At 61.1% G+C, this 13,125-nt stretch carries 11 protein-coding genes; 2 read left to right on the plus strand and 9 right to left on the minus strand.

Annotated features, from left to right (window positions below):
- Positions 1–123: 123 nt before the first annotated feature.
- The 9 genes from DWV00_RS00160 to DWV00_RS00200 form a co-directional block, all read right to left on the minus strand.
- Entirely contained in the window at positions 124–1,044 is a 921-nt protein-coding gene (locus DWV00_RS00160) for a LysR substrate-binding domain-containing protein (protein WP_115531530.1), read from the minus strand.
- Between the two features lie 41 nt (positions 1,045–1,085).
- Entirely contained in the window at positions 1,086–2,087 is a 1,002-nt protein-coding gene (locus tag DWV00_RS00165; RefSeq protein ID WP_115531531.1) for a glycine betaine ABC transporter substrate-binding protein, read from the minus strand.
- Between the two features lie 206 nt (positions 2,088–2,293).
- Positions 2,294–3,541 (minus strand): serine hydroxymethyltransferase, encoded by a 1,248-nt coding sequence (gene glyA / locus DWV00_RS00170; RefSeq protein ID WP_115531532.1) that lies wholly within the window; start codon positions 3,539–3,541, stop codon positions 2,294–2,296.
- A gap of 24 nt (positions 3,542–3,565) precedes the next feature.
- Complete coding sequence (locus DWV00_RS00175; RefSeq protein WP_115531533.1) at positions 3,566–4,684, minus strand: quaternary amine ABC transporter ATP-binding protein; 1,119 nt, start codon at positions 4,682–4,684, stop codon at positions 3,566–3,568.
- The gene (locus tag DWV00_RS00180; RefSeq protein ID WP_115531534.1) at positions 4,677–5,564 is read right to left on the minus strand and encodes an ABC transporter permease; all 888 of its coding nucleotides are present in this window, start codon (positions 5,562–5,564) and stop codon (positions 4,677–4,679) included. The genes DWV00_RS00175 and DWV00_RS00180 overlap by 8 nt, the downstream gene beginning before the upstream one ends.
- A gap of 88 nt (positions 5,565–5,652) precedes the next feature.
- On the minus strand, positions 5,653–6,981 hold the full coding sequence (locus DWV00_RS00185; RefSeq protein WP_115531535.1) for an NAD(P)/FAD-dependent oxidoreductase: 1,329 nt from the start codon (positions 6,979–6,981) through the stop codon (positions 5,653–5,655).
- A gap of 21 nt (positions 6,982–7,002) precedes the next feature.
- Positions 7,003–7,896 (minus strand): dihydrodipicolinate synthase family protein, encoded by an 894-nt coding sequence (locus tag DWV00_RS00190; RefSeq protein WP_115531536.1) that lies wholly within the window; start codon positions 7,894–7,896, stop codon positions 7,003–7,005.
- A gap of 4 nt (positions 7,897–7,900) precedes the next feature.
- A complete protein-coding gene (locus tag DWV00_RS00195; RefSeq protein WP_115531537.1) occupies positions 7,901–9,400 on the minus strand; it encodes an aldehyde dehydrogenase in 1,500 nt (499 codons plus the stop codon).
- 60 nt (positions 9,401–9,460) lie between these two features.
- Entirely contained in the window at positions 9,461–10,186 is a 726-nt protein-coding gene (locus tag DWV00_RS00200) for a GntR family transcriptional regulator (protein ID WP_115531538.1), read from the minus strand.
- Between the two features lie 402 nt (positions 10,187–10,588).
- Here DWV00_RS00200 and DWV00_RS00205 point away from each other — a divergent pair, with 402 nt between their 5' ends.
- Entirely contained in the window at positions 10,589–11,743 is a 1,155-nt protein-coding gene (locus DWV00_RS00205; RefSeq protein ID WP_115531539.1) for an FAD-binding oxidoreductase, read from the plus strand.
- 149 nt (positions 11,744–11,892) lie between these two features.
- Entirely contained in the window at positions 11,893–13,122 is a 1,230-nt protein-coding gene (locus DWV00_RS00210; protein ID WP_115531540.1) for a M24 family metallopeptidase, read from the plus strand.
- Positions 13,123–13,125: the final 3 nt, after the last annotated feature.

A 13,125-nucleotide genomic window follows, 5' to 3' on the forward strand; every position in this document is an offset into this window, starting at 1 on the left:
TACCTAGGACTACTAATTGTTATTGCAAACAGCAACCAACACCTGAGAGCGAGCCTCCGACTTCATCGAATCGAGGATCGATCGGTGCTCGCCCGTGGCATTTGCAAATCGCCGCGCTTCGGATCAAGCGGCCTCGTCGGCGCTACGCAGCAGCTCAACCAGCGTTTGCACTGTAGGCGACATCGCCTTGCCGTGCGGCACGACAACGTAATAGGCGTCACTCAACGGCAGCACCGCGTTGGTCAGCGGAACGAGTTCCCCGGAGGCGAGATGCTCCTGAAGCAATCTTCCCCACCCGAGCACCACGCCCTGCCCCAGCCGCGCAGCTTGAACCGCATCGCTGTAGAGCGAGGTGCGAACGCCATACTTAAGTTTGACCGGTGGGGCACCGACGGCACGAAACCATTCCTCCCACGTCAGCCAGCCTTCCGAGGTCGGGTCATCCGCAATGAGCGTCATGTTCGCCAGCTCTGCCAGCGACCCGGGCTCTCCGTGTTCGTCTTTCCACGCGGGAGAACAGACAGGAAACACCCGTTCGTCGAATAATCGCTGCGACGTTCCGTCGGCCCACTTCCCATTGCCATAGCGGAACTCGACGTCGACTTCGGTGTGGCGAAGGTCTCCCGTGAACATCGTCGTAGTCAGTCGCACGCGCAGATTCGGCAGAACCCGCTTGAGCCGCGCGAGGCCCGGCATGAGCCGGAAATTCGAGAACGCCGCGGTGGCCGCGAGGACGACCTCCTCATCGTCGATTCCGGTAGTCGACAGCCGGTCGAATACACCTGCGATTTTCCCGAGCGCTTGCGAAACGACCGCGTACAACGCGTCGCCCTCGGCCGTCAGCGTGGTTTTGCGATGCAAGCGGTCCAACAGACGCACCCCGAGCAAGTCTTCGAGCAGCCGTATCTGGCGGCTGACGGCCGCCTGCGTCACGCCCAGCTCTCGCGCCGCGTTCGTAAAACTTCGGAGCCGGGCCACCGCTTCGAATTCGACGAGCGCGGTCAGCGAGGGTATGAGTCTGCGATAGCCCTTCACGCCGTCCATGACCGCCCTCATCGCAAAAGTTGCAAAGGAAACGCAGCGCCTTACAGCGACGCCTTGATCTTTGCGGCTGCGGCCGGCGTCACCCACTTCGTCCAAACCGCTTCGTCTTCCTTGAGGAAGCGTTTCGCGCCGTCTTCGCCGGTAGCCTGGTTATCGGTCATCCACAACATGACCTTTTCGAGTTCTGCCGTCGTGAACGTCCGCGTATCCAGGTACTTTAGGACGTCCGGGCTCGCGCTGGCCGCGAACGACTTGGACATGAGCGTGTACAAGCGACCCACGGGCCATCCCGTCGGCTTCGGATCCGGGCAGTTCGCCACCGTCGTGCACCGCTTCCATTCAGCCTGATTGACCGGCGTGTTCACGTCCAGCCGCACCATTTTGTATTTGCCAAGCAAGGACGTGGGCGACCAATAGATGCCGAGCCACGGCTGCTTGTGCTCGTACGCCTTGGCGATCGAACCGTCCAAACCCGCGGCCGAACCCGTGTCGATCAGCTTGAACCCGGCTTGGGATGCGTTGTACGCCTTATAGAGTTGCGCGGCGTTGACCGTCATGCCCCAACCCTGCGGGCCGTTGTAGATCGCACCCTTGCTCGGATCTTCCGGGTCCTTGAAGATTTCTGGATGCTTCAAGGCATCTTGGAACGTCTTGATCTCGGGGTGCGCATCCGCAACGTATTTGGGGATGAAGAAGCCCATGACGGCGCCCTCCTGAATCGTCTTCGCGCCCATGACGACCTTCTTGTCGTCGATCCCCTGCTTGACGATCGTCGGCAGCAGATCGATAGCCCCTTCCGAAACGACATCGGGCTTGCCCTTGTTCACCATCGAGGTGATCGTGGGAACGGTGTCGCCCACCACGGTGTTCACCTGACAGTCATAGCCCTCGCTGAGAATGATCTTGTCGACGGCCGATTCGAGCTCGGCGCTCTGCCAGTTCATGCTGGCGATCGTCATGCTCCCGCAACCGGCGGCATTCGCCTGCGAGCTGCCGCAGATCATCCCAACTGCGACAAGTGCGCCCAAATATTTCGCTTTCATTGCAGTTCCCTAAAAGTTGCCGGAGCTTCCCCGGTATACGTTGGTCCCAAACCTCGTCAGCTTTCTATTTGCTTCGGAGTGCTAATTAACGTCTCTCGACGATTGCGTGCTGCTCTTTTAACTACCTGCTACACAATTCGAACTTGAAACTCGAAAAATCTGTTCGTCTCGCGACCGGGACGACTGCCGCCCGGGATCGCACGCGTTCAGCGGTACACCGGGAAACGCTTCGTCAGCTCGGCCGCCTGGCCACGCACGCGCTCGATCGTCGCAGCATCTTCCGGGTGCTCGAGCACGTCGGCGATCAGGTTGCCCACCTGCTCGGCTTCCTTCGTGCCGAAGCCGCGCGTCGTCATCGCGGGCGAGCCTAGGCGGATACCGCTCGTCACGAACGGCTTTTCCGGATCGTTCGGAATCGCGTTCTTGTTGACGGTGATATGAGCTGCGCCGAGCACGGCTTCCGCGGCCTTGCCGGTGATGTTCTTGGCGCGCAGATCCACGAGCATCACGTGGCTTTCGGTACGGCCCGAAACGATGCGCAGGCCGCGCTTGACCAGCGTTTCGGCCAGCACGCGCGCGTTATCGATCACTTGCTGCTGGTATGCCTTGAACTCGGGCGAGAGCGCTTCCTTGAACGCCACCGCCTTCGCCGCAATCACGTGCATCAGCGGGCCACCCTGAATGCCCGGGAAAATCGCAGAATTGATTTGCTTCTCGTACTCGGCCTTCATCAGGATGACGCCGCCGCGCGGGCCGCGCAGGCTCTTGTGCGTCGTGGTCGTCACGAAATCCGCATGCGGCACGGGGTTCGGGTATAGGCCGGCAGCGATCAGCCCCGCATAGTGCGCCATGTCGACCATCAAATAAGCGCCGACCGATTTGGCGATTTTCGCCAAGCGCTCGAAGTCGATGCGCAGCGCGAACGCGGATGCGCCGGCGACGATCAGCTTCGGCTTGTGCTCCTTGGCCAGCGCTTCGGTTTTCTCGTAATCGATGTCCTCGGCCGCATTAAGCCCGTAGCTCACGACGTTGAACCATTTTCCCGACATGTTCACGGGCGAACCGTGCGTCAGATGGCCGCCTTCGGCGAGGCTCATGCCCATGATCGTATCGCCGGGCTTGAGCATCGCGAAGAACACGCCCTGGTTGGCCTGCGAGCCCGAGTTCGGCTGCACGTTCGCGGCTTCGGCGCCGAAAATCTGTTCCACACGGTCGATCGCAAGCTGCTCGACGATATCGACGTACTCGCAGCCACCGTAATAGCGCTTGCCGGGATAGCCCTCGGCATACTTGTTCGTCAGTTGCGAACCTTGCGCGGCCATCACGGCGGGAGACGTGTAGTTCTCCGATGCGATCAGTTCGATGTGATCTTCCTGGCGACGGTTTTCCTGTTGGATTGCCCGAAGCAAATCGGGATCGACGGCTTCGAGAGTGTGTTCGGTTCGGTTGAACATGGTGTATCCAGGTGTGGGTGACGGTTACCCGCGAGAGACGGCAAGGGACGCATCCGCGAAGGCCCGCTGATCGGCCTGCGAGCCGGCCGCGTAGCATCCTGCTTCCGATGTCGTCGTCAATGCACAGGCCAATTGCCGAAGGGTCACCGTACCGAGGGGCTGGTTTCCTTCGCCAACGACGGTCAAACTGTCGGCGCCGGCATGGCGAGTGAGCATCGAAATCGCATCCTCGACCGTCGTGCCGGCCGCAACGCTCTCTCCGCCCACTGCAACTCCCGCGTGCAACGGGCTCATCACTGCCTCGACGGACACGACGCGTCCACGGTTCACCTGCTTGACGAAGTTAGCCACATATTCGTCGGCCGGGCGCAGGACGATGTCTTGCTTCGTGCCCTGCTGGACGATGTTGCCGTCGCGCAGGATGGCGATTTGGTCGCCCAGCCGCAGCGCTTCGTCCAGGTCGTGCGTAATGAAGACGATCGTCTTGCGGATTTCCTTTTGCAGATCGAGCAGCACCGATTGCATATCCATCCGAATCAGCGGATCGAGTGCGGAATAGGCTTCGTCCATCAGCAAAACCGGGGCGTCCATGGCCAACGCTCGCGCCAAGCCCACGCGCTGCTGCATGCCGCCCGACAACTGATTCGGATAGCGCTGATCGAATCCCTTCAGGCCGACACGTTCGATCCAGCGCATGGCCGTCTGAACCGACTCGCTACGCGACACGCCGCAGATCTCGAGACCGTAGATCACGTTGTCGAGCACGTTGCGGTGAGGAAGCAGCGCGAACTTCTGAAACACCATCGCCGTATGGCGGCGGCGAAACTCGCGCAACTTCAGCGTCTTCATCTTGCACACGTCGACACCGTCGATCAGCACTTCACCGGCAGTCGGATCGATCAAACGATTGATGTGCCGAATGAGCGTCGATTTGCCCGAGCCCGACAGGCCCATGATCACTTGAATCGAGCCCGCGGGAATATCCAGATTGATATCGCGCAAACCGAGCACGTGACCCGACTGCTGAAGCAAGTCCGCCTTGGACAATCCGCCTTTGACGGCTTCGACATAGGATGCGGCTTTCGGTCCGAAGATCTTGTACAGATGTTGGATCTTGATCCCACCGGATTTGATCTCAGCCATGGACCACCTCCTGGTGCTTTTGGAGACGCTTGCCATAGGCTTGGCTGACCCGGTCGAAGATGACCGCGATGCCCACGATGGCAAGACCGTTGAAGATGCCGAGCGTGAAGTACTGGTTGGCAATCGCCTTCAGCACCGGCTGACCGAGGCCTTCGACGCCGATCATCGCCGCGACGACAACCATGGCCAACGCCATCATGATGGTCTGATTGACGCCCGCCATGATGGTCGGGAGCGCGAGCGGCAACTGCACTTTCAAGAGACGCTGCCAGCCCGACGAACCGAACGCATCGGCGGCTTCGAGAATGTCTCGGTCGACGAGACGAATGCCGAGATTGGTCAGCCGGATCATCGGCGGAATCGCGTAGATGACGACGGCAATGAGTCCGGGCACGCGGCCGATGCCGAGCAACATCACGACCGGGATCAGATAAACGAAGCTGGGCATCGTTTGCATCACGTCGAGTATCGGATCGATCATCTTCCTCACACGATCCGACTTCGCCATCAGAATGCCGATCGGCAAACCGAAAACAATCGACAAGACGGTGCACACGAAAATCATGGACACGGTTTTCATCGTGTCCTCCCACATGTCCAGATACCCAATCAACGCAAGCGTTACGAGACACCCGGCGACGATCTTCCAATTTCGGCTGGCAATCCACGAGACTGCGAGAACCAGCAACATGATGATCGGCCAGGGCGTGTGCGTCATGAAACGCTCCGCGGCGATCAGGAATTGCTGCAGCGGATGAAACGCCGCATCGACGGAATCGCCATAGGCGGCAGTGAATGCGCGGAACCCGTCATCGATCGATCGCTTCATGTGCAAAAGCGTGTCGTCCTGCATGTGCGGGAATTTTGTTATCCAGTCCATTTTCTCCTCCATCCTTCCGATACACGCCGGAAGCGGTGCCGCTTCGCGGATGCGAAACGGCAATTCATGATTTGCGATTCGTGATTCATTACTCCAGACCTGCCGACCACTCTTTCATGCTTAGATTTGCCGTGGCGCCGATCGTCAAAAACGGTTGCGGCGGAAGCCGCTTCGGTGCGGAAAAGCCTTTGAAGACCTGCACCAGCCACGAATCGATACCCAACGCCGCCTCGGCCGCCGCGATCCCGGATGCCGTGGCCTTCGTCGCGCCCACGCCGTTGCAGGCGATCGCCGCAAAGAGGCCCGGTTCGATCTCGCCGAACGCCGGCACGCCGTTCCACGTCAGCGCCATGGCGCCGGCCCATCGGTACTGCATACGCACGCCCTTGAGCATCGGGAAGCGTGCCTCGAACTTGCGGTCGTGCACGCGGCCCGCGCGTTCGATCGCCCCCTCGCTAACCCGCATCGTCGGGTTGTACGTGTAACGAGAGCGAATCAAAAACCGATCGCCTTCTTCTCCCTTTACGCGGCGCACCGTCGTGCCCATCGGGAACGCCGGGGTCGCCGCCCAGGATCGCTCCCCGCCCATCAACGATGGATCGAACGCTTCGGTCATCGATGCGTACGTATAGACGTGAAGAAGAACGCCGCGGAAAATGCCGAAGTTCTGAGCCTGTCCGTTGTTCGCGAGGATCATCTTCCCGGCGTTCACGGCGCCGTTCGGTGTCTTGACGCACCAGGACGAACCTTGGCGCTCGAACGACAGAGCCGGCGTGTTCTCGAACAACCGCACCGGGCCGCTGAACGAATCGGCCAATCCGCGGATATAGGCGGCGGGTTGGATGATCACGGTACCCGGCGTGAAGATCGCCGACGTGAACGAGGTCGTCCCCGTCACCGCCGCGATCTCCTTCGCATCGAAAAGGCGATACGCTTCGTTGACCTTGTCGAGCTCCTTCGCATAGGACACGACGTGCTTGTCGCCCTGCGGTCCCAGGGCAACGTTGTACTTCCCGCACGGATCGAAAATATCCTTGCCCCAGCCCTTCTCGACGGCCAGGTCGCGAGCGAGGGCGATCGCCATCCGGTGAACCTTGATATCGTGCCGACGCTCGTCGGTCTCGCCGCCGCCGTAGTCCTCCGACGAGACTTCGTGCGGCAAATCGATGATGAAGCCCGAATTGCGCCCGGTCGCACCCTCGGCGATTTCCCCGGCTTCCAAAACGGCGACCTTCAGCTTCGGATCGAGCTGCGACAAACGCCGCGCCGCCGAAAGGCCGGCGAAGCCCCCACCGATGACCACGACGTCGACATTGACGGTACCGTTCAGCGACGCGCGCGGCGTTCGCGGAGGCAGCATCTGGACCCAGCCGGATTGGCCCAGATGCTGCGGCAGTTTGCTCGCTACGAACTTCATATTTCCGTCCGATCCGTTACGTTAAACCGCCGACTTTTCTCGCTCGACCAGATCGCCGAGGGCAGTCCTCAGCGCATCGATCTTCGCAGCCGAGAGGCGCGACAACGGACGGCGCGGATTGCCCGCGCCATAGCCGGTCATCTCCGCAGCCGCATAGACGGACTGCACGTAGTCGCCTTCCCAAATCAGCGACATTGCCGGTTCGAGCAAGCGCCAAATTTCCCGCGCGTCGTCCCACCGGTGTTCTTGCGCGGCTTTAACCACCTCCAAGCAGGTCTTCGGCGCGAAGTTTGCGCCGCCCCAGATGAGGCCTTTCGTACCGGCAAAGAGCGCGTACGGGACGAGCGGGTCCGCACCGTTCATCATCGGCAGGCCGGTGCGCGCGAGCGCGGCTTGCTTGGCCAAATCGCCGCTGCTGTCCTTGACGGTGACGAATTCGGGAATCTCGTAGAGACGCCGGAAGAGCGACGGCGTGATCTCGACGCCCACGGCCTGCGGCACGTTGTAGCCGATGATCGGCAAGCCGCCGCGCGCAACCGACGAGTAGAACTCGAATACGCCATCGTCATCGGTCGGTCCTTCGAAGAACGGCGGCAGCACCATCACGCCGTCAGCCCCGCAGTCGGCCGCATAACGCGTCCGCTCCACGACGTCGTCGACGAGCAGCGCGGACGTCTGCGCAATGATCTTGGCTCGTCCTTTGATGATCTTCGCCCCGAAAGCGATGAGCGTCTTCGACTCTTCCTGAGAAAGATAGACGTGCATGCCCGTGCCCGAACTGAGCACGAACCCGCGAATGCCGACGGCGATGTATCGCTCGATCAGTTGCTCCAGTCGATCGTAATCGATCCTTCCGTTCGAGTCATTAGGAGTACTAATTGCCAGATTGACACCGGTGAATTGAAATTCTTTCATTTCGTTACTCGTCGTTCTCTTCGTTATCGTTCAGGTCGAGCCAGAGCGTCTTCAGTTGCGTGTACTGGTCGTGCGCATGGAGCGAGTTGTCGCGTCCACCGAAGCCCGATTGCTTGTAGCCGCCGAACGGGGTGGTGATGTCACCTTCGCCGAACGCGTTCACCGTCACCGTGCCCGCGCGAATCGCGCGCGCCGCACGCATCGCACGCTTGCCGTTGCCGATGAATACGGAAGCACAGAGGCCGTATTCGGTGTCGTTAGCGATCTCGATCGCTTCGTTCAGGCTGTCGACGGTAATGACTGTCAAGATCGGACCGAAAATTTCTTCGCGTGCGTGCTTCGCGTCGTTGCTTTCGACTTCGACGATGGTGGGGTGAACGTAGCGGCCTTCGCTCGTCTGACCGCCATAGAGCACCTTGACGTCACCGGTCAGGTACGATGCAACCTTCGTATAGTGCTGCTGCGAGACCAGCGGGCCGACTCGGTTTGCCGGGTCGAGCGGATCGCCCACCTTCCAATCGTTGGCGAGTTTCTTGATCTTGTCGAGCAGCGTCGCCTTGATGTCGCGATGCACGATGAGCCGCGAAATCGCCGAGCAGTTCTCGCCCATGTTCCAAAGCGCGCCGTTGACGATATGGGCAGCCACCGAATCCAGGTCCGTTGCATCGGACATCACGACGCACGGGTTCTTGCCGCCCATCTCGAGCACGATCTCTTTCAGGTTGCTCTCGGCCGAATAGCCCAGGAAACGACGGCCGGTAACCGTAGAGCCCGTGAAAGACACCATGTCGATGTCGGGATGACGACCGATGGGTTCGCCGACGGCACGACCGCTGCCGGTCACGACATTGAACACGCCGGCGGGAATGCCCGCCTCGAGTGCGAGTTCCGCAACGCGCAGCGTCGTCAGCGACGTCTCCGCGGCCGGCTTGACGACCAGCGAGCAGCCTGCCGCGAGCGACGGGCCGATCTTCCATGCGAGCATCAGCAGCGGGAAATTCCACGGCAATACCAGGCCCACCACGCCAACCGGCTCGCGCACGATCATCGAGATGTGGTTGTCCGATGCGGGTGAAACCTGATCGTAGATCTTGTCGATCGCCTCGGCATGCCAGCGCATGACGTGGATCGTTTCGGGAATATCGACCGTCTGGCAATCGAAGATCGTTTTGCCGGCATCGAGACTTTCCATGACGGACAGTTCGAGCGCGTTCTGCTCCATGAGGTCGGCCAATCGCAGAATCGCGTGCTTGCGCTCGTTCGGATGAAGCTTCGACCAGCGCCCGTCCTCGAATGCCGCGCGCGCACTCGCGACGGCCACGTCGACATCGGCCTTCGAGCAGGCCGGCAGATCGGCCAGATGCTCACCCGTTGCGGGGTTGGTCGTCGCGAACGTCTCGCCCGACGCCGCACCACAGGCCTTGCCGTCTACGATGGCCTGGGTCGGCAGCTTCAGTTCGCGCGCAATCTTTTGGTACTCGCTCTTGGACAGCAAATCGGTCATGTCAGTCTCTCGAAGATGGGATTCCGGTGAGGAACCGAACGAACTGCTCGGTTCGTGAAGCTAGAAATCGAGCCGCACGTCGATGCCTTCGGGCGCGACGTACGCCGCCATGTTTCGCCGGGCCAGATAAACGTGGGCACGCACGACTTCGCCGGCGGCCTCGGCATCGCCGCGCTGGATCGCATCGATGATGGCCTCGTGCTGCTCGATGGCTTCGACGAGTTCGGCATTCATGCTGTCGTCGCGCGGCTGGTAGAACGTCTTGCCCAGCCTTGCGTGGTCGATCAGCAGGCGGCACAGGCTCGGCAATAGATACGGGTTGTGAGCCATCTTGCCGATTGCCAGGTGAAACGCGTCGTTCTGCATAACTCGATCGTCTACGTCCGTCCCTTCCACCGCTGCTCGAAACCGCTCCTGGATCCGCTTCAGGTCGTCGATTTCAGCCTGCGTGGCATGCGTCGCCGCCAGTTTCGTCGTCGCCACATAGATCAAAGGCGCCGCCAAAAAGTAGTTGCGCAGCGAGTCGTAGTTCATCGAAGCCACGCGCGGCGCGCGGTTCGCTTCGAGTTCGATATAGCCCTCGGCCGCCATCTGGCGCATGAGCTCACGGACCGGCGGGCGTGACAACCCGAACTCCTCGCTCAGCGCGACCTCGTCCAGCGTTGCCCCGGGCGCAAGCTCCATGCTGAGGATGCGATGGCGCAACGCCTGCCCCAGTGCGCCCTTGCGGTCCAAGGACGATGCCTGCCCGTCCTCACGGTCAATCTCGACGACGTTCTGCTTCATACCGCTCTCCTGTTGCGATCATTTTGTGTCTACACATTGTATTAAGCAAGAAGACAATGTGCCGTATACGGGAAAATCCTAAGAAATCCGACGTTTAGGTAGCCGCTCCATGGCCGGCATAGCGTCCTCGCATGGCACGCACGCCCTCGAGCGCGACGCATAACCTAATGTAATAGCGTCCGGAAAATAAAGCGCATTGACGCTGCCCTCGCCGCCCACCAATACTCGGATCACAGCGAAGGCACTCTGAACCTCGAACAGCAATACCAGAAGAAGAGCCCGGCAGCACGTCCAAAACGGCGCCCCGCTTTCGCGATTCACGACAACGCACGCTGAGCAGTTCACGCGCTGGTAGGCAGCGAAATGAGCGCGCACGGTGTTCCGATAGAAAGTGTTGATGCTATGAACTCGGTAGAAAGAATGTTCGTTCCTGCGCAGCAAGTGGAAGATCGGCTCTCGAACGCCGGCACCTGGGAAACCGGCACGACGATTTGGGCGAGCAGCGAGGCGCAGATCCTGACCTGCGCCCGCGTGGTCGACGAGACCCACGACGTCAAAAGCTTTGAATTCCGCGTAGGCGACGGCACGCCGGTCCGCTTCGAACCCGGCCAATTCATGACGGTATCGGCGAGCGTACAAGGCCAGACGGTTCAGCGCTGCTACACGATTTCATCGCCGCCGACGCGCCCCTATCTGCTGTCGATCACCGTGAAGCGCGTGCCGGGCGGCACGATGTCGAACTGGCTTCACGACAACATGAAACCGGGCAGCCAACTGCGCGCCTTCGGCCCGTCCGGCAGTTTCACGCCGACAGCGGCGCCGAGCGCCCAGAAATCGCTCTATCTGTCCGCGGGCTCCGGCGTCACGCCGCTGATGTCGATGACGCGCGCGAGCCTCGACCTCGGACTGGACCGCGACATCGTGTTCGTTCACAGCGCGCGGACGCCGGCCGATATCGTCTTCCGCAAGGAGCTCGAAAGGCTCGTCGCGCTCTCGCCTCGCCTGCGTACGTTCTTCCTCTGCGAAGGCATCGGCAATGAAAACGACTGGCCGGCCCCCACGGGGCGTCTAACCTTGCAGCTTCTTTCCCAGTGGGTACCGGATTATGCCGAGCGCGAAGTATTCACGTGCGGCCCGGCCGGCTACATGAACGCGGTGCAGACGGTGCTCCGCGAAGGCGGTCACGATCCGGCGCACTATCACCAGGAAAGCTTCAATTTCGCCGCGAACGCCACCGCCGACGCCGCGCCCGCGGCAACGGCCGCGCCGAAGTGCGATGCGTTCCAATCCCAAGAAACCTTCACCGTAAAGCTCTCGCGTTCGTCGAAGACGTTCACGATGAGCGCGACGGAAACGGTGCTCGCCGCCGCCAAAAAGGCCGGCGTCGCGATTCCCTCGTCTTGCAGCCAAGGCATTTGCGGCACCTGCAAGACCAAGGTGCTCGAGGGCGAGGTCGACATGAAACACAACGGCGGGATTCGCGAGCGAGAGATTCAGAAGGGCATGCGGCTGCTCTGCTGCAGCCGTCCGACGTCGGACTTGGTGCTCGAACTGTAACAGTGGCGCTATCGCCCGTCGGCGAAGACGCAATAACGCAATACACGCGCTAAGCGATTACCGGATTCTCGACAGCGGGCTTTGACGCACCCGTAGGACTCGCTCGTTCTCAAAAAACACACCCACAAAATTATTCCAGGAGGAGCAGCATGGCGGGCCATCATCTTTCCGATGTCAGCAGCGCAGTCGAACCGGACAACAAAGAGGCGATCTTGCGCGACGTACGGGCGTATCGGCTCGCACGCGTGCAGGAGCAACTGGTCAAGCATCAGTGCGCGGCCATCCTCTTGTACGACCCGGTGAACATTCGATATGCAACCGATTCGTCCAACATGCAGGTCTGGTCGGGACGCAATCCCGCGCGATACGTCATGGTGTTCGCGAACGGCCGCATCATCGCCTGGGAGTTTCACAGCAGCGACCATGTCTGGGATGGGCTGGGCCACGACGTCGAACTGCGCCATCCCATCAGCTGGACCTTCTTCAACGCCGGCCCGGAAGTCGAGCGCCGCGCCGAAGCTTGGGGGGCCGAGATCGTCGACGTCTTCCGCAAGCATGCACCCGGCGAACGCCTGCTGGCCGTCGACCGGCTCGATCCGCTTGGCACGGCCTACCTCGAGAAGCACGGCATCACCCTGCTCGACGGCCAGGCGCTGATGGAGCCTGCGCGGCTGATCAAATCGGCCGGCGAACTCGTCTTGATGGGCGAATCGTTGCGCACCGCCGAGAAGGGCATCGAGCGCATGCGGCGCGAGCTGCGGCCCGGCATCACCGAGAACGACCTCTGGGCGAACCTCCATTACGAAAACATCCGGCACGGCGGGGAGTGGATCGAAACGCGACTGCTCGCTTCCGGCGATCGAACCAACCCGTGGATGCACGAGTGCTCATCGCGTGTCCTGCAGAAGGGCGACCTGCTGGCCTTCGACACGGACATGGTCGGGCCGAACGGCTACTGCTCGGATATTTCGCGCACTTGGCTCGTGGGCGACGGGAAGCCGTCGGACGAACAGCGCAAGCTGTACGACCTCGCCTACTCGCAGGTCCATTGCAACATGGACCTGCTGCAACCGGGCATGACGTTCCGCGAGTTCTCGGAAAAGGCCTGGAAGATCCCCGATCAATACGTGAAAAACCGGTACTGCTGCCTGGCACACGGTATCGGGATGGTCGACGAGTATCCCTCGATCGCACACCAAGTCGATTGGGAAAGCGCGGGCTACGACGGCCGGTTCGAAGTCGGCATGACGGTGTGCGTCGAAAGCTATATCGGCGCGGACGGCGGCACGCAGGGCGTCAAGCTCGAACAGCAGGTCGTCCTCACCGAGCACGGTTGCGTCTCGCTTACCGATTGCAGCTTCGAGACCGACTGGCTATGAGCG

It is taken from the genome of Trinickia dinghuensis (assembly GCF_003367175.1).
GTDB lineage: Bacteria > Pseudomonadota > Gammaproteobacteria > Burkholderiales > Burkholderiaceae > Trinickia > Trinickia dinghuensis.